This is a genomic window from Orrella dioscoreae (assembly GCF_900089455.2).
Classification (GTDB): Bacteria; Pseudomonadota; Gammaproteobacteria; order Burkholderiales; family Burkholderiaceae_B; genus Orrella; species Orrella dioscoreae.
The window spans coordinates 4,803,656-4,819,961 of the sequence record NZ_LT907988.1; the positions used below are offsets into that span (position 1 = coordinate 4,803,656).

Consider the following 16,306-nt stretch of genomic DNA (forward strand, 5'->3'; position numbering starts at 1 on the left):
GGTGTCACGACGCTTTGGAAAGGTCCCAGATGTTGGGCAGGGTCTCGTTGGAATAGCCGGAGATGAAAGGCTTGCGGGTGCCATCGGGCGCATAGACCGATCGGCGCACCGCGCCGATGTTGGCGCCATAGACATGGATGCTGATGGACACCTTGTCTTCGTGGGCGTTGCGCACCTGATGGATGTCGCCCACGCGGGGCGAGACGGGTTCGACCTGGCCGGGCGCGAGCAGCACCGCCGGCCCGTCTTCGGCCAGTTGCCCGGCGCCGTCGAGGCGGTAGGGCTGGGAATATTCCCCGCCGCGCAGCATGCCGATGAGCCCCCACACGGTGTGGTCATGCACGGGCGTGTGCTGGCCGGGGCCCCATACGAAGCTCACCACCGAGAAGCGCTCGGCGGAATCGGCATGCAGCAGGTACTGGGTGTAGCGCTCGGGGTGAGGCTGCGCACAGGCGTCGGGCAGCCAGTCGTCACGGGCCACCAGGCGGCCCAGCAGGTGGCCGCCTTCGCGCAGCAGCGCGGGTTCGTCCGGCTGGCGTGCGAGCAGCGCGGCCATGTCCATGACGAAGGCCCGCAGGGGCGCGAGGGAACAGGACGTATCTGGCATGGGCGGCACCGGTGGACCAGGATCCCCGATTATGGAGCTTTCGCCGGATGCGTGCATCCGGCGTCGTGCCCGGGACCATGCCCGCCCGGCGAGCCGCGCTGAGAACCGATAGGAGAACCCGGCCGCCAGACCGTGTCCTGCGGGCATGGGTAAAAATGGCCCGCGTCATACATCCTCACAATCGCGTTACAGGCACTCGCTACACTGCGAACCTCCGAAGCATTGAAAGAGTTCACCATGGCAGGCAGCAGTTTCTTTGCGCTCTTCGACGACATTGCGTTGCTGCTGGACGACGTGGCGGCCATGAGCAAGGTCGCGCTCAAGAAATCGGCGGGTGTATTGGGCGATGACCTGGCCCTGAACGCGCAGCAGGTCACCGGCGTTCCGGTCAACCGCGAACTGCCCGTCGTCTGGGCGGTGGCCAAGGGCTCGCTCATCAACAAGGCCATCCTGGTGCCCGCCGCGCTGCTGATCAGCGCCTTTTCGCCGTGGCTGGTGACACCGCTGTTGATGCTGGGCGGCGCCTTTCTTTGCTATGAAGGCTTCGAGAAGGTCATGCACAGGTTCCTGCACGCCAAGGACAGTGACCACGCCGCGCGCGTGAAGGCCTTGCAGGACCCCGACGTGGATATCGTTGCCTTCGAGAAGACCAAGATCAAGGGCGCGATCAGAACAGACTTCATCCTGTCGGCGGAAATCATCGCCATCGCCTTGGGCGCCGTCGCCGGCGCAAGCCTGCTGACGCAGGCGCTGGTGCTCTCCAGCATTGCGCTGCTGGTAACGGTGGGCGTCTACGCCCTGGTGGCCGGCATCGTCCGGCTGGACGACTGGGGCATTGCCCTGAGCCAGCGCGGCTCGGCATTCAGCCAGCGTCTGGGCCGCGGCATCGTCGCCGCAGCGCCTTATCTGATGAAGACGCTGTCCATCGTGGGCACGGCCGCGATGTTCATGGTGGGTGGCGCGATCCTGGTGCACGGCGTGCCCGTCATTGCTCATGCCGTTGAAGCGGTGGTTGCGGCGGTCGGGACTAGCGGCCTGGTGCAAGGCGCCGTCGGCATCCTGCTGGAAGCCGGAGTGGGGGTCGTGGCCGGCGGGATCATCGTCGGCGTGGTGGTGATCGCGAAGAAAATGCTGGGACGGGGCGACTGAGACATGCCCATAAAGAAAACAGCCCGCTTGCCGTCGGCAAGCGGGCTGTTTTCAGAGGCTGAAACTGTCGGGCCTGGGCGCGATCAGAACGGAATATCGTCGTCCATATCGGCCAGATTCGTCGCCGCGGGCGAGCTGGGCTGCGCCGCCGGGCGGGGCGCCGGTGCCGACTGCTGCGGACGCTGGCGCGGCGCCGACGATTCGCCACCGCCGTAACCACCGCCCTCACCGCCGCCGCCGCCTTCGCGGCCACCCAGCATCTGCATCTGGTCAGCCACGATTTCGGTGGTGTAGCGCTCGATGTTTTCCTTGTCGGTCCACTTGCGCGTCTTCAGGCGGCCTTCGACGTAGACCGAGCGGCCCTTCTTCAGGTATTCGCCGGCGATTTCGGCCAGGCGGTTATAGAAGACGACACGGTGCCATTCCGTCTCTTCGCGCTTTTCGCCGCTGTTCTTGTCCTTCCACTGGCTGGTGGTGGCCAGCGACACGTTGCAGATCGCTGCGCCGTCGGGGCTGTAGCGCACTTCGGGGTCGCGCCCCAGGTTGCCCACGATGATGACCTTGTTGACCGATGCCATGGCGATCTCCTGTTGCGGTGGAAAGCCGGCGGGCCGCTGGGGCCGGCGCCAGGCCATTCGTCACCTGAATTTTCAGAAACGACGCCGGCTGTGGGCCAGGGTGCCGGGGACGCTTGCAATTGGCAACGCATCGCTGGTCCGGACCCGGCTGTGCCGGCGTGAAGGGACGTATTATCGGGCATAACCGTCCCGGCGAGCAAAGCCAGGGAGGACGAGCATGTCCACCCCCGCCAGGACAGCGGAAACGGGCGCCCGAGCCCAAAGGAAGGGATCGTGCGAAACCCCCTGTGCCTGCCCTGGGCCAGAATGGCCAGATGCCTGGCCGTCCCGCTGGTGGTGATCCTGGCGCTGGCCGGCTGCTCGGGCACCCAGGTGCTGAACGCCCTCGCCTCTTCCAATACCTACACGCTGCAGGCCGACGTGCCCTACGGCCCCGAGCCCAGGCACCGGCTGGACATCTACCTGCCCACCCGGCCCGCGGCCACGCCCGCGCCGGTGGTGGTGTTCTTCTACGGCGGCACCTGGCGCGAGGGTTCGCGCAAGGATTACCTCTTCGTGGGCGAAGCGCTGGCCTCACGCGGGATCATGGCGGTGGTCGCCGATTACCAGCTCTATCCCGCCGTCACGTATCCCAGCTTCCTGCACGATTCGGCCAAGGCGGTGGCCTGGACGGCGCGCCACATCGCCGGCCTGGGCGGCGACCCCAACAAGCTGTTCGTGATGGGCCACAGCGCGGGCGGCTACAACGCGGCCATGGTGGCGCTGGACCCGCGCTGGCTGGGCGCCGAGGGCCTGAGCCCGGGCATCCTGGCCGGCTGGCTGGGACTGGCCGGCCCCTATGATTTCCTGCCCATCGAAAACCCGGACGTCATGCCCGTGTTTTCCTTCCCGGGCACGCCGACCGACTCGCAACCCATCAACCACGCCAGCGCCCAGGCGCCGCGCACCTTCCTGCGCGCGGGCACCGGCGACACGGCGGTGGAACCGCAACGCAACACCATGCAGCTGGCAAGGCTGCTGGGCGAGGCAGGCGTGAAGGTGGATTTCCGGCTGTATTCGGGCGTGGGGCACGTGATGATGGCCGGCTCGCTGGCCTGGCCCTTGCGCGCCTGGGCGCCAGTGCTGGACGACGTGTCAGCCTTCGTGCTGGCGCCGCCTTGAACCTGGCACGCGCAGGCGGCGGGAAGGCCGGGCGGATGCCCGGCCTTTTTTCCTATTTCAGGCCCGCCGCGCCATCCCGCATCTCGTGCAGCAGGAACTGGCGGTCGCAGTCCAGGTAGTCCTCGACGTGGATCAGCAACTGTTCCGCATCCACCTGCACGACGGCATACTGAGGCTGCTCATGGCTGCCGATGATGCATTGCGCCGACCCGTGCAGGTCCAGTGCAACCTGGTGGTTCGTGCCGCGCAGCGTGGAATAGCCCATGCCGCGATACTGCCCGCAGATCGGCCGGTGGATATGGCCGAAGAACACGTGGCGGATACGCGCCTCGTGGCCGGCGATGGCCGCGAGCAGCGGCGCAGGATCGCGCAGCGACAGGAAATCCATGCTGGGAATGCCGATCGGGAAGAACGGGTGGTGCATGAAGAGCAGCACCGGCCTGTCCGTTTCCGCCAGACGCGCCCGCAGCCACGCCGCGCGCGTCTCGCAGTACACGCCCCAGTGGACGCCGGGCTCGTTGGTATCCAGGAACAGCGCGAGGTGGCTGCCGAAATCCACCGAATACTGGATGAACCCGTGTTCGTCCTGCGCCACCCCGGGAAAATATTCCTTGAAGACGACGCGGCTGTCGTGGTTGCCCAGGATCGGATAGACCGGCAGTGTCAGGGCAGACAGGCATTCGCGCAGATGCGCATAGGCTTGCGCGTGGCCGTGGTGGGTCAGGTCGCCCGTCACCACGACCGCCTCGGCGTCGGGCTGGCGCGCAAGCAGATGCGCGATGGCCTGCCGCAGGCGCTGCTTGGGGTTGGTGCCGTACAGCTCGCCGCCGTCGGCGACCAGATGGGTGTCAGTCAAGTGGATGAACTTCATCGCGGGTCTCCTACTTGCCCAGCAGCGCCTGGACGTCGCGCGTCATGGCGTCGAGCGCGGCTTGCGGCGCCACCGACTTGTCGAACACGGTCTGCAGGTGATCGTTGATGACGTCGGTGATCTTCAGGCCGTTCTCGCCCGGGAAGGCGTACCAGCCCGTCAGCCACGGCAACTGGCGCACGGCGGTGTACTGGTTGGGATTGGTATCGTAATAGCCCTTGAGCATCGCAGGGTCGTCGACCGGCAGCGTATTGGCGGGGAAATAGCCCGTGCCCTTCGTCATCAGGGTCGCGCCTTCCGGCCCCGTGACGAACTTGATGTACTCCCAGGCGGCCTTCTGGCGCGCCGGGTCCTTGGCGAACATCATGGCGACGTTGCCGCCGGCGGGCACGCGCGCCTCCTTGCCATAGGTGGGGAAGTAGCCCGTCACCATCTTGAACCTGCCGCCGATCTGTTTCTCGATGACGCCCAGGCGCGAGGTCGACGACGAGAGCACGGCGAGCTTGCCTGCCGCGAAGAGCTGGCTGGCTTCCTTGTAGGTCAGGTTCTGCATGGTGCCGTGTTCGACCATCCGGCCCATCTGCGCGATGGAGGATTTACCGGCTTCGCCGTCGAAGGCGACTTTCGTTTCGGTGGCATCCAGCATGGTGCCGCCCTTGGAAAACACGATGGACTGCCACAGCCAGTTGCCGGTGATCTCCCAGTCGAAGTGGAGCCCGTTGGTGCCGGGATTGGCCTCGCGTGACTTGTCGGCCAGCGCGATGATGTCGTCCCAGGTCCTGGGCAGCGCATCGGCGCTGGCGCCGGCCTTGGCCAGCAGATCCATGTTGTAGTAGACGATGGGCGTGGAAAGCGAGAAGCCGATGCCGGCCTGCATGCCGTTGATCTGCCCCAGCGACATCAGCGCGGGGCTGTAGCCGCTGGCGTCCCAGCCTTTTTCAGCCTGGATGAAAGGCGTCAGGTCGACCGCGATGCCGCGATCCACGAACACACGCTGGCGATTCAGTCCCTGGAAGGACACGTCGGCCAGTTGGCGGGTCACGGCCTGGCGCAGGGCCTGTTGCGCCGCGACCTCGTAGTCCGGCGTGGGCGCGCGGAACTTCACCGTGTAGTCAGGGAACTTCTCGGTGAAGCGCTGGGCGATCTGCGCATGCACGGCATTGAACATGTCCGGATACGGGTAGTCCACGACGAGCTCGATCTTGGCCGCCTGGGCCGTGCCGCACAGCAGCGAGAGGCCTGCCAGGAGGCCGGACAGAAACTTGGATTGCATGGTGGTTCCTTTCAACCTTTGACACCCGAAAGGGTGACGCCTTCGATGAAGCGCTTCTGCGCCGACAGAAAGAACAACAGCAACGGCAGGGTGATGATGACCGTGCCTGCCATGAGAGGGCCATAGTCCGTGCCGGCTTCCTCGTTCCTGAAGAACATGGTGCCCAGCGGCGGCGTGGCGAGATCCGTGGTGTTGATGACCAGCAAGGGCCAGAAATAATCATTCCAGTGCCAGACCACGGAGAAGATCGAGAACGCGATCAGCGCGGGCATGGCGGCCGGCATCATGACGCGCCAGACCAGCTCGAACTCGCCCATGCCGTCCAGCCGCGCGGCATGGATCAGGTCGTCGGGCACGCCCAGGAAGAACTGGCGCATGAGGAAGATGCCGAAGCCCGAGGCGATGAAGGGGAGGATCAGCGCGGCGGTGGTGTCCAGCAACCCGACCTGGTAGAGCAGGATGTAGAGCGGGATCGCGGTCGCCTGGAACGGAATCATCAGCGACAGCATCACCAGGCCCCAGGCCAGCCGCTTGCCGCGAAACCTCAGCTTGGCGAAGCAATAGGCCGCGGGCAGCGACACGAGGATCTGCAGGACGAGGATGCCGGCGCAGACCACCACGCCGTTGAACAGATAGCGCAGCAGCGGCACCTGGGTCAGCGCGCGGGTGTAGTTCTCCACGGCGGCCCATTGCTGCGGCAGCAGGTGAAAGCCATCGCGGAAGATCTCGTCGGCGGGCTTGAGCGAGGTGGACAGCATCCACACGAAGGGCAGCACGAAGACAGCGCTGCCGGCAAGCAGCACCACGTGACGGAAGAGCCGCCAGGCCAATGAAGGGTGCAGGGGAGATGCCATCAGTCTTGCGTCCTTGTCGTCGCCATGCCGGCCTGCTGGAGCAGCGTCAGCACCGCGATGCAAGCCACGAACACCACCACCATGGCGGCGGCGTAGCCCATGCGGAAGAAACCGAAGCCCTCGGCGTAGATCGTGTGCAGCAGCACTTCGGTGGATTTGTTCGGGCCGCCCTGGGTCAGGGCATGCACGGTGTCGAAAACCTGCAGCGAACGGATGCCGCACACGGTCACGACGAAAAGCAAGGTCGGCCCGAGCATGGGCAGCGTCACCCGCAGGAAGCGGTCCACCGGATGGCGCATGCCATCGAGCAGGCTGGCGTGGCGCAGCTCGGCGGGAATGTTCTTCAGGCCGGCCAGGAACATCACCAGCGCCAGGCCGGACATCTGCCAGATGCCGATGGCTGCCAGCGAAGGCAGCGCCAGGCTGTAATCCTTCAGCCAGTTGCGCGGGGCCGCGCCGAACCAGCCCAGCGCATGGTTCAGGAAGCCGGCGGCCGGGTGCATCAGGAACTGCCACACGACAGCCATCGCGATGAGCGTCGAGGCCACCGGCATGAAGAAGGCCGTGCGATAGAACCCTCGCCAGGTGTGATGCGATTCGATCAACAAGGCCGCGCCCAGGCCCACCACGATCGCGCCCACGGACACCACCACGAGGTAGTACACGGTGTTGGCGAAGCTCTTGCGGAACGTGTCGTCATTCCACAGGTCCACATAGTTGCCCAGTCCCACCCAGTTCCAGTTGGCGGCGCCGAACTGCCAGTCGGTCAGCGACATCAGCGCAACGACGGCCAGCGGCAGCACGAGCAGCAACAGCGTCAGCACCAGGCTGGGGCCCAGCAGCAGGGAGACTTGCAAGGGCTTGATGCGCATCCGCCCTCTCCCTACGCGGCCAGCGGCAGCGCCGCGGCGCCGGCCGCCAGGCTGTTGCCCTGCGCGTCGAAGGCATGCCAGGCTGCCAACGGCACATGCAGGCTCAACGCATCCCCAGGCCTTGCCGTGGCCTGCGCGTCCAGCACCGCCACCACTTTCGTGCCGCAAGCCATCGTCAGCGTCACCATGCATTCGGCGCCCGTGAACTCCACCAGCGCAACGGTGCCCCGCACCGCGAGACTGTGCGGCGCGGGCGCCAGGGACGCGGCGTGCGGCCGGAACGCCAGCCGCGCCGCCTGGGCGGGAAATCGTTCATCCAGCGGCTGGCCTTGCAGGCAGGGACGGCCTGCCGCATCGGGCGTCACCGCCAGGAAGTTGATGCGCGGGGCGCCCACGAACGCCGCGACCTCGGCGTGCCGGGGCGTGTGGTAGATCTCCTGCGGTGTGCCCAGTTGCAGGATGCGGCCGCCTTTCATCACCGCCACGCGGTCCGACATGGACATGGCTTCGTGCTGGTCGTGCGTCACGTAGACGAAGGTGACGCCCAGCTTGTCATGCAGCTGGCGGATCTCGCTGCGCAGCGATTGGCGCAGGTTCGCATCCAGGTTCGAGAGCGGTTCGTCGAACAGGAAGAGCGACGGCCGCCGCACCATGGCGCGCGCCAGGGCGACGCGCTGGCGCTGCCCCCCCGAGAGTTGCGCGGGCTTGCGCGACCACAGGTGCTCGATGCCCAGCGTGGCCGCGACCTGGCGGCCTTGTTCGCGCGCCTCGCGCAAGGCACGCCGCGTGGCCGGGCTGAGCCAGCGCGCGCCCGGCAAGCGCTGCGCGAAACCCAGGCTGCGCATATGGAGCGGCGTGCAGATGTTGTCGCCCACGGTCATGTGCGGGTAGAGCGCATAGGATTGGAAGACCATGGCGCAATCGCGTTCGCCCGGCGACTGCGCAAGCACGTCGACGTTCCCCTTGCGCAGCGTGCCCGCGTCCGGCTGCTCCAGGCCCGCCAGGAGCTTGAGCAGCGTCGACTTGCCGCAGCCCGATGCGCCCAGCAGGGTCAGGAATTCGCCATCACGGATGGTCAGCGAAAGCGCATCGAGCACGGTCGTGCCGTCGTAGGCCTTGCTGATCCGGTCCAGGACGATGTCACTCATGTTCCGTCTCCATCGCGGCGGCAGGCTGGCGGGCCAGCCACTGCGTCAGGTCGTGCGCGTCGTCGTAGCGGAAGACGGCAGGGTCGAGGTCTTCCGGCACGGCGTGATAGCCGCCCAGGTGCGCGGCGAACGAGATGCCCGCACGATCCGCGCATTGCGCGTCGACGTGCGAGTCCCCCACGAAAAGCGCCTGTGCCGGCGCGCAGGCAAGGCGCGCCAGCAAGGCAGTCGGCGCCGCCGGGTCGGGTTTGGGCGGCAGGCCATCGTCCAGGCAATGGACCAGCGCGAAGCGCGCCAGCCAGTCTTGCCGGGCCAGCAAGGCCAGCGTCGAGGCACGGTCGCGGTTGGTGCAAAGCGCCAGGCGGTAACCAGCATCCGCCAAGGCGTGCAGCAGACGGCTCGTCCCTGGATAGGGCAGGGCCTCCAGCAAGGTGTGCGCGCCGTAATGCCGTGCCATGTCCGCCTGGGCCTGGCGAGCCTGTGCGCCACCTTGCGTCGATTGGCGCGCCGCCAGGGCGAACATGGCGTCGATGCCCTGGCTGAGCATGTGGCGCAGCGCCGCGGGATCGAGCGTGGCGCCCGGCGCCGTCACGTGATGGACGGCACGCAGGAGGCTGGGCCAGGTGTCCAGCAAGGTGCCGTCCAGATCGAAAATGATCGTGTCGTAAGCATGTAGCGGTGTCATGCCTCGCACTTTAATGATCGATTATGACGACAAAATGAACGATTCAGCGCAAATACACCACAAACGATCATTCATGACAGAAAGGAAAATCGTCTTTCCGCCGTGATATGGTGTGCGGCTCGCCCCCCCATTTCGATCAAAGATGCTCAAAATCGAACGCCAGCAGCGCATTCTCGCGCTCATGCAGGAAACCAATGCGGTCACGGTGCGCGATCTGGCGCAGGCCTTCTCGATTTCGCCCATCACGGTCCGCCGCGATCTGCTGGAACTGGGAGAGAAAGGTTTGCTGGCACGCACGCATGGCGGCGCGGTCGCCTCCACCGAGGTGCTGGCCGAAGGCAATGCCCGCTATGAGATGTACAACTATGCCGAGCGGCATCATCAGCAGTCGGCTGAAAAAGCCGCCATCGCGGAATGCGCGGCCCAATACATCTCGGACGGCGACAGCATCCTCATCAATGCCGGCACCACCGCGCATGCCCTGGCGCAGGCGCTGCGCGGCCACCAGGACCTGCACGTGATCACCAACGGCCTGACCGTCGCCGCGGCGGCGGGCCAGAGCCGCCTTGCGCATGTCTACGTGCTGGCCGGCCGGCTCGACACGCGCAAGCAGGCCACGATAGAGCGGGCAGACAACGACACGCTGTCGGGCATCCAGATCCGGGAAGCTTTCCTTGGCGTGCACGCGGTATCGGCGGCCGGGATTTTCATGCGCGACAGCGAGGATGCCGCCATGAACCGCGCCTTCATCTCGGCCGCCAGCCGCGCCACGGTCCTTGCGGACCACACGAAGCTCAAGGCCTATGCCAGCTTCCGCATCTGCGCGTGGGACAACGTGCAGCGCCTGGTCACCGACCCGGGGGCGGACCCGGACGTGGTCGCGGCGATCCGCGCCCAGGGCGTGGACGTGGTGATCAGCGGATAGCCACGGGGGCGGGCGCGGCCTGCCCGAGACATCAACCCGGCTTGCGCAGCGCCCAGGTCACGGCCAGCCACGCCGCGGCCACGCCCGCTGCCGCCAGGAAGACGGCGTCCGGGCCGCCGCGCGAGGCCAGCCAGCCGCCGGTGACGCCGCCCGTGAACAGGCCCGCGGCCTGGGCGGTGTTGTAGAAGCCCAGGGCCAGGCCCTTGAACTCGGGCGGCGCGGTGCGCGACACCAGCGAAGGCTGCAGGGCCTCCAGCACGTTGAACATGACGAAGAAGCCCGTGAGCGCCAGCGCCAGCGCCGTGAAACCGCCGCTGGCCCAGGGCAGCAGCGCGCAGACCACGACCAGCCCCGCCACGGCGCCCAGCAGGGCCTGCTTGTGCGCGCGGCGCTTCTCGGCGGCGAAGATGATGGGCACCATCAAGACGAAGGACCCCAGGATGACGGGCAGGTAGACCTGCCACAGCGCCTGCGGCGCCAGGCTGCCCACGCGCGCCAGCAGGGCCGGCATGACGACGAAGAGCGCGATCTGGATGAAGTGCAGGCAGAAGACGCCGAAGTTCAGGCGCAGCAGGTCGCCATGCAGCAGCACTTCGCGCATGCGCGCGGGCTCGCCCACCGGCGCGGCGCGCGGCACGACGGGCACCAGCGTCAGCACGACGACCACGCTGGCCACCCCCAGGCAGGCGATCACCCAGAAGAGACCGCCCAGGCCGCCCCAGCCGACCAGCACGGGCGCCAGCACCAGCGACACCGCGAAGGACAGGCCAATGGAGCCGCCCACCATCGCCATGGCGCGGGTGCGCACCTCGGGGCGGGTGGCGTCGGCCAGCCAGGCGGTGATGGCCGCCGAGATGGCGCCGGCGCCCTGGATGGCGCGGCCGATGGTGATCCAGAAGACATCATCGGCCAGCGCACAGACGACGCTGCCGCCGATGAAGAGCGCCAGCCCGGCCAGGATGACGGGGCGCCGCCCCCAGCGGTCGGAGGCCAGGCCGAAAGGGATCTGCATGAAGGCCTGGGTCAGGCCGTACATGCCCAGGGCCAGGCCCACGCGTTTGGGATCGTCCCCGCCGGGCAGGCCCTGCGCCGCCACGGCGAAGACCGGCAGCAGCAGGAAGAGGCCCAGCATCCGGCAGGCGAACAGGCCCGCCAGCGCCACGCTGGCGCGGCGCTCGTCGGATGTCATCTTGATGGTGGGTGGAGCCGACATCGGGAAAGGGACTCTTCGGAACGGCCGGCGGGCATCGTCACACCGGCAGGTTGGGCGCGCTATAGTACCAAGTTGGCCTTCGCGCCACCTTGCGCCAGATCGTCCCGGTCTGGCGTTTCATGCATTCCAACGCGGGGCCCGGGTCCGATGACTCGAGTCCGGCGTGTCAACGAGCGCCAGAACCGCCTGATGGACGAGATACGTATCCGGGGTGCCCGCACCCACAATCTCAAGAACGTCTCCCTGGACCTGCCGCGCCAGAAGCTCGTGGTGGTGACCGGCCTGTCCGGCTCCGGCAAGTCGTCGCTCGCGTTCGACACGCTGTATGCCGAGGGCCAGCGCCGCTACGTGGAAAGCCTGTCGGCCTACGCGCGCCAGTTCCTGCAACTGATGGACAAGCCCGACGTGGACCTGATCGAAGGGTTGTCGCCCGCGATCTCCATCGAGCAGAAGGCCGCCGGCCACAACCCGCGCTCCACCGTCGGCACCATCACCGAGATCCATGACTACCTGCGCCTGCTGTATGCGCGGGTGGGCACGCCCTATTGCCCCGAGCACGGCCTGCCGCTGGAAGCGCAGAGCGTGAGCCAGATGGTGGACGCCGTGCTGGCCTGGCCGGCCGAGACGCGCCTGGCCATCCTGGCGCCGCTGGCCCGCGCCCGCAAGGGCAGCTTCGAGGACGAAAGCGCGTCGCTGCAGGCGCAGGGCTTCGTGCGCCTGCGCGTGAACGGCGAGATGGTGGAGCTGGACAGCCTGCCGCCGCTGAAGAAGAACGAGAAGCACGACATCGACGTGGTGGTGGACCGCCTGCGCGTGCGCCCCGAAAGCCAGCAACGCCTGGCAGAGAGCTTCGAGACCGCGCTGGGCCTGGCCGAAGGCCGCATCATCGCGCTGGACATGGATTCCGGCCGCGAGCAGATGTTCTCCAGCCGCTACGCCTGTCCGGTGTGCAGCCACGGCCTGCCGGAACTGGAACCACGCCTCTTCAGCTTCAACAACCCGGTGGGCGCCTGCCCCAGTTGCGACGGCATCGGCCAGCTGGGTTTCTTCGACCCCAAGCGTGTCGTGGCCTTCCCGGAACTGAGCCTGGCCTCCGGCGCCATCCGCGGCTGGGACCGCCGCAACGCCTTCACGCACTCGCTGCTGACCAGCCTGGCCACGCACTACGACTTCGACATCGAATCCCCGTTCGAAAGCCTGCCCGAGGACACGCGCCACATCGTGCTGTATGGGTCGGGCCAGGAGGAGATCTCCTTCTTCTACCTGAACGAGAAAGGCAAGAGCTCGGTCAAGCGCCACGCCTTCGAAGGCGTCATCCCCAACCTGGAGCGGCGCTGGCGCGAAACCGATTCGCCGGCCGTGCGCGAGGAACTGGGCAAGTACCGCGCCATCCGCACCTGCCCGGACTGCGGCGGCTCGCGTCTGCGGCCCGAGGCGCGCCACGTGCGCATCGGCGACGATGAGCCGGGCAGCTATCTGCCGCGCGCCACGCTCGCCTCGCCGGGCAGCCGCATCGAGAAGGAAGCGCGCGGCCGCGAGTCGGGCCTGGCCATCTATGAAGTGGAGGCGATGCCGCTGTCGGACTGCCTGGCGTGGTTCCGCAAGCTGGCGCTGACCGGCGCGCGCCAGGAGATCGCCGAACGCATCGTGCGCGAGATCGAGGCGCGCCTGGCCTTCCTGAACAACGTGGGCCTGAATTATCTGTCGCTGGACCGCAGCGCCGACACGATCTCGGGCGGCGAAGCCCAGCGCATCCGCCTGGCCAGCCAGATCGGCTCGGGCCTGACGGGCGTCATGTACGTGCTGGACGAGCCGTCCATCGGCCTGCACCAGCGCGACAACGACCGGCTGATCGGCACGCTGAAACACCTGCGCGACCTGGGCAACAGCGTCATCGTGGTCGAACACGACGAGGACATGATCCGCGAGGCCGACTGGGTCGTGGACATGGGCCCGGGCGCTGGCGAACACGGCGGCCAGGTGGTGGCCGACGGCACGCCCGAACAGGTGCAGCAGTCGCCGGCATCGCTGACCGGCCAGTTCCTGAGCGGCGCGCGCGCAATCGCCGTGCCCAGGCGCCGTGCCTTCGACGACGAGCAGGTGTGGCTGGAGCTGACGGGCGCCACGGGCAACAACCTGAAGTCGGTGGACCTGCGCATTCCGGCCGCAAGGCTGGTGTGCATCAGCGGCGTCTCGGGCTCGGGCAAGTCCACGCTGGTGAACGACACGCTGGCGACCGCCGTGTCGCGCGCGCTGCACAACGCCCAGACCGAACCCGCGCCCTATGTGGCGCTGAACGGCCTGGAGCATTTCGACAAGATCATCAGCGTCGACCAGAGCCCCATCGGCCGCACGCCGCGCAGCAATCCGGCCACCTACACGGGCCTCTTCACGCCCATCCGCGAACTCTTCGCGGGCGTGCCGGAAGCCCGCAGCCGCGGCTACGACCCCGGCCGCTTCAGCTTCAACGTGAAGGGCGGCCGTTGCGAGGCCTGCCAGGGCGACGGCGTGGTGAAGGTGGAAATGCACTTCCTGCCCGACATGTACGTGCCCTGCGACACCTGCCACGGCAAGCGCTACAACCGCGAGACGCTGGAAATCCGCTATCGCGGGCGCAACATCAGCGAGGTGCTGGACCTGACGGTCGAGCAGGCGCTGGAGTATTTCGATTCCGTGCCCGCCATCTCGCGCAAGCTGCACACGCTGGTGGACGTGGGCCTGTCGTATGTGCGCCTGGGCCAGAGCGCCACGACGCTGTCGGGCGGCGAGGCGCAGCGCGTGAAGCTGTCGCTGGAACTGTCGCGCCGCAGCACCGGGCGCACGCTGTACATCCTGGACGAGCCCACCACCGGCCTGCACTTCGCCGACATCGAACTGCTGCTGCAGGTGCTGAACCAGCTGGTGGAGGCCGGCAACACGGTGGTGGTCATCGAGCACAACCTGGACGTCATCAAGACCGCCGACTGGGTGGTCGACATGGGCCCCGAGGGCGGTGGCGGCGGCGGCCGCATCGTGGCGCAAGGCACGCCCGAAGACGTGGCGGCCTCCGCCGAAAGCCACACCGGCAAATACCTGGCGCGCGTGCTGAAGCGCTGAGCCCGCCGCTCAGTCGCCCAGCGCCCGCCCTTCGCGCCTGGGATCGGCGCCGCCCTCAAGCAGGCCATCGCGCTGGATCACGATGCCATGCACGCCGCTGGGAAACGGCAGCACCTGCACGGCATGGCCCATGCGCTGCAGCGCGGGCGCCAGCGTCGCCACGGCCGTGCCTTCCTCCAGTTCCGTCGCCTTGTTGCGGCTGCCGAAGTTCGGCAGGTCGATGGCCGCCTGGATATCCAGGTTCCAGTCCAGCACGCCCACCAGCGTCTTGGCGACGTAGTTGATGATGGCGCTGCCGCCCGGCGACCCCACCGCCATGTAGGGCTGGCCGCTGCGGAACACCAGCGTGGGCGCCATGGAACTGCGTGGACGCTTGCCCGGCTCGACCCGGTTGGCCACGGCGCGTCCGGCGTCATCGGTGCCCGACAGCGAGAAGTCCGTCAGCTCGTTGTTGAGCAGGAAGCCGCGCACGAAGATCTTGCTGCCGAACTCCGATTCGATGGTGGTGGTCATGGACAAGGCATTGCCGTCGTCGTCCACCGCCACCAGATGGCTGGTGCTGGGCAGCTCGGGCGTGGCGTCCACGCCGCGCTGCGCCAGCAGGCCGGCGGGGTCGCCCGGCGCAGCCTCGCCCATGCTGCGGTCCGGGCGTATCAACGCGCCACGCGCCTGCACATAGGCGGGATCCAGCATGGCCTTGACCGGTACGTCCACGAAATCCGGATCGGCCACATACCGGTCGCGGTCGGCATAGGCCAGGCGGCCTGCCTCCGAAAAGAAGTGCACGGCCGCCAGCGACGCGGGCTGCTGCTCCCGCAAGGCATGCTGCTCCAGCATGCCCAGCATCTGCAGCACCGCGATGCCGCCGCTGCTGGGCGGCGCCATGCCGCACACCTGATACATGCGATAGCGCCCGCACACCGGGTCGCGCTCGCGCGCCTGGTAGCCGCGCAGGTCCGCCTCCGACAGATCGCCCGGCACCGCATGGCCGCGCACGGCCGCCACGATGTCGCGCGCGATCGGGCCGGTATGGAACGCGTCCGCGCCGCCCGCGGCCACCGCGCGCAGCACCTCGGCAAAGGCAGGGTTCTTCAGCCGATGACCCACCGGCCAGGCGCTGCCATCGGCTTGCAGGAAATACGCCGCCGCAGCCGGCTGGCGCGCCAGCGCACGGTTGCCGGCGGTCAGCGTGTGCAGGCGCGGCGACACGGGAAAGCCCTGTTCGGCCAGATCGATGGCTGGCTGGAACAGCGTGGCCCAGGGCAATTTGCCATGCTGCCGATGTGCCAGCTCCAGCATGCGCAGCAGCCCGGGCGTGCCGACCGACAAGCCGCTGTTGACGGCGTCGTCGAAGGGAATCGCCTTGCCGCCCTTCAGGAACCGGTCCGCGCCTGCCGAGGCCGGCGCGGTCTCGCGGCCATCGTAGCCACGCAGCGTCTGGTCTGCGGCGGTGTAAAGCATCAGGAAGGCGCCCCCGCCGATGCCCGAGGACTGCGGCTCGACCAGGTTCAACACCAGTTGCGCGGCAATGGCCGCATCCATCACGCTGCCGCCCTTGCGCAGCATGCGCTGCCCGGCTTCCGACGCCAGCGGGTTCGCCGTTGCCACCATGTGCTTGCTTGCGTGCGCCAGGGAATGCGCGCCGCGTCCGCTGGCGGCCTCGGGGTTACGGTCTTCCTGCGCGACAGCGGGCGCGGCCGGCTGCGGTCCGCGCGTCCAGCCCGCTTGCGGCGCCGCCACCAACAGCCAGGCCAGCGCGGCCGATGCCAAGGTTCTGCAAGGTGCCATGTCACGTTCTCCTCATTGACGTATTTGGTCTCGTAAGGCACGTGCGATGCCGCGCGCCGCGTCCCGCAACCAGTAGAATTTCCTCA

At 67.7% G+C, this 16,306-nt stretch carries 14 protein-coding genes; 4 read left to right on the forward strand and 10 right to left on the reverse strand.

Going from position 1 to position 16,306, the window contains the following annotated elements; genetic code table 11:
* Positions 1–4: 4 nt before the first annotated feature.
* A complete protein-coding gene (locus tag ODI_RS21985) occupies positions 5–607 on the reverse strand; it encodes a cysteine dioxygenase family protein (RefSeq protein WP_067758389.1) in 603 nt (200 codons plus the stop codon).
* Between the two features lie 237 nt (positions 608–844).
* Between ODI_RS21985 and ODI_RS21990 the strand changes: the two genes are divergently transcribed.
* Positions 845–1,756 (forward strand): DUF808 domain-containing protein, encoded by a 912-nt coding sequence (locus ODI_RS21990; protein WP_067757928.1) that lies wholly within the window; start codon positions 845–847, stop codon positions 1,754–1,756.
* An 83-nt stretch (positions 1,757–1,839) separates the two neighbouring features.
* On the opposite strand, the gene ssb is transcribed toward ODI_RS21990, so the two are convergent.
* Positions 1,840–2,334 carry a single-stranded DNA-binding protein gene (gene ssb, locus ODI_RS21995; protein ID WP_067757931.1) on the reverse strand — a complete coding sequence of 165 codons (495 nt, stop codon included), beginning with the start codon at positions 2,332–2,334 and terminating at the stop codon, positions 1,840–1,842.
* Positions 2,335–2,607: 273 nt separating this feature from the next.
* Here ssb and ODI_RS22000 point away from each other — a divergent pair, with 273 nt between their 5' ends.
* Positions 2,608–3,495, forward strand: coding sequence for an alpha/beta hydrolase (locus ODI_RS22000; RefSeq protein ID WP_408635870.1), 888 nt, complete (start codon positions 2,608–2,610; stop codon positions 3,493–3,495).
* 52 nt (positions 3,496–3,547) lie between these two features.
* Here ODI_RS22000 and ODI_RS22005 read toward each other — a convergent pair whose 3' ends face one another.
* From ODI_RS22005 to ODI_RS22030, 6 genes are read right to left on the reverse strand one after another with little or no spacing between them, the layout of a single operon-like run.
* On the reverse strand, positions 3,548–4,366 hold the full coding sequence (locus ODI_RS22005; RefSeq protein ID WP_067757937.1) for a phosphodiesterase: 819 nt from the start codon (positions 4,364–4,366) through the stop codon (positions 3,548–3,550).
* 10 nt (positions 4,367–4,376) lie between these two features.
* Complete coding sequence (locus ODI_RS22010) at positions 4,377–5,639, reverse strand: ABC transporter substrate-binding protein (protein ID WP_067757940.1); 1,263 nt, start codon at positions 5,637–5,639, stop codon at positions 4,377–4,379.
* Positions 5,640–5,650: 11 nt separating this feature from the next.
* Positions 5,651–6,493: a carbohydrate ABC transporter permease gene (locus tag ODI_RS22015; protein ID WP_067757943.1), complete on the reverse strand. Its 843-nt coding sequence runs from the start codon at positions 6,491–6,493 to the stop codon at positions 5,651–5,653.
* Positions 6,493–7,365: a carbohydrate ABC transporter permease gene (locus ODI_RS22020; RefSeq protein ID WP_067757946.1), complete on the reverse strand. Its 873-nt coding sequence runs from the start codon at positions 7,363–7,365 to the stop codon at positions 6,493–6,495. The genes ODI_RS22015 and ODI_RS22020 overlap by 1 nt, the downstream gene beginning before the upstream one ends.
* A gap of 11 nt (positions 7,366–7,376) precedes the next feature.
* Positions 7,377–8,513 carry an ABC transporter ATP-binding protein gene (locus ODI_RS22025; protein WP_067757949.1) on the reverse strand — a complete coding sequence of 379 codons (1,137 nt, stop codon included), beginning with the start codon at positions 8,511–8,513 and terminating at the stop codon, positions 7,377–7,379.
* A complete protein-coding gene (locus tag ODI_RS22030; protein WP_067757952.1) occupies positions 8,506–9,198 on the reverse strand; it encodes an HAD family hydrolase in 693 nt (230 codons plus the stop codon). Before ODI_RS22030 ends, ODI_RS22025 begins: the two co-directional genes overlap by 8 nt.
* Before the next feature lie 142 nt (positions 9,199–9,340).
* Between ODI_RS22030 and ODI_RS22035 the strand changes: the two genes are divergently transcribed.
* Positions 9,341–10,123 carry a DeoR/GlpR family DNA-binding transcription regulator gene (locus ODI_RS22035; protein WP_067757955.1) on the forward strand — a complete coding sequence of 261 codons (783 nt, stop codon included), beginning with the start codon at positions 9,341–9,343 and terminating at the stop codon, positions 10,121–10,123.
* Between the two features lie 31 nt (positions 10,124–10,154).
* Here ODI_RS22035 and ODI_RS22040 read toward each other — a convergent pair whose 3' ends face one another.
* A complete protein-coding gene (locus ODI_RS22040) occupies positions 10,155–11,336 on the reverse strand; it encodes an MFS transporter (protein WP_067757958.1) in 1,182 nt (393 codons plus the stop codon).
* A 189-nt stretch (positions 11,337–11,525) separates the two neighbouring features.
* Between ODI_RS22040 and uvrA the strand changes: the two genes are divergently transcribed.
* Positions 11,526–14,432 carry an excinuclease ABC subunit UvrA gene (uvrA, locus tag ODI_RS22045; protein WP_067757961.1) on the forward strand — a complete coding sequence of 969 codons (2,907 nt, stop codon included), beginning with the start codon at positions 11,526–11,528 and terminating at the stop codon, positions 14,430–14,432.
* Positions 14,433–14,441: 9 nt separating this feature from the next.
* Here the strand turns inward: uvrA and ggt are convergent, their stop codons facing one another.
* The gene (gene ggt, locus ODI_RS22050; RefSeq protein WP_067757964.1) at positions 14,442–16,220 is read right to left on the reverse strand and encodes a gamma-glutamyltransferase; all 1,779 of its coding nucleotides are present in this window, start codon (positions 16,218–16,220) and stop codon (positions 14,442–14,444) included.
* Between the last annotated feature and the right edge of the window lie 86 nt (positions 16,221–16,306).

Coding starts and splice junctions, on each gene's coding strand:
- ODI_RS21985 (WP_067758389.1), bottom strand. CDS start 607: ATGCCAGATACGTCCTGTTCCCTCGCGCCCCTGCGGGCCTTCGTCATG.
- ODI_RS21990 (WP_067757928.1), top strand. CDS start 845: ATGGCAGGCAGCAGTTTCTTTGCGCTCTTCGACGACATTGCGTTGCTG.
- ssb (WP_067757931.1), bottom strand. CDS start 2,334: ATGGCATCGGTCAACAAGGTCATCATCGTGGGCAACCTGGGGCGCGAC.
- ODI_RS22005 (WP_067757937.1), bottom strand. CDS start 4,366: ATGAAGTTCATCCACTTGACTGACACCCATCTGGTCGCCGACGGCGGC.
- ODI_RS22010 (WP_067757940.1), bottom strand. CDS start 5,639: ATGCAATCCAAGTTTCTGTCCGGCCTCCTGGCAGGCCTCTCGCTGCTG.
- ODI_RS22015 (WP_067757943.1), bottom strand. CDS start 6,493: ATGGCATCTCCCCTGCACCCTTCATTGGCCTGGCGGCTCTTCCGTCAC.
- ODI_RS22020 (WP_067757946.1), bottom strand. CDS start 7,365: ATGCGCATCAAGCCCTTGCAAGTCTCCCTGCTGCTGGGCCCCAGCCTG.
- ODI_RS22025 (WP_067757949.1), bottom strand. CDS start 8,513: ATGAGTGACATCGTCCTGGACCGGATCAGCAAGGCCTACGACGGCACG.
- ODI_RS22030 (WP_067757952.1), bottom strand. CDS start 9,198: ATGACACCGCTACATGCTTACGACACGATCATTTTCGATCTGGACGGC.
- ODI_RS22035 (WP_067757955.1), top strand. CDS start 9,341: ATGCTCAAAATCGAACGCCAGCAGCGCATTCTCGCGCTCATGCAGGAA.
- ODI_RS22040 (WP_067757958.1), bottom strand. CDS start 11,336: ATGTCGGCTCCACCCACCATCAAGATGACATCCGACGAGCGCCGCGCC.
- uvrA (WP_067757961.1), top strand. CDS start 11,526: ATGGACGAGATACGTATCCGGGGTGCCCGCACCCACAATCTCAAGAAC.
- ggt (WP_067757964.1), bottom strand. CDS start 16,220: ATGGCACCTTGCAGAACCTTGGCATCGGCCGCGCTGGCCTGGCTGTTG.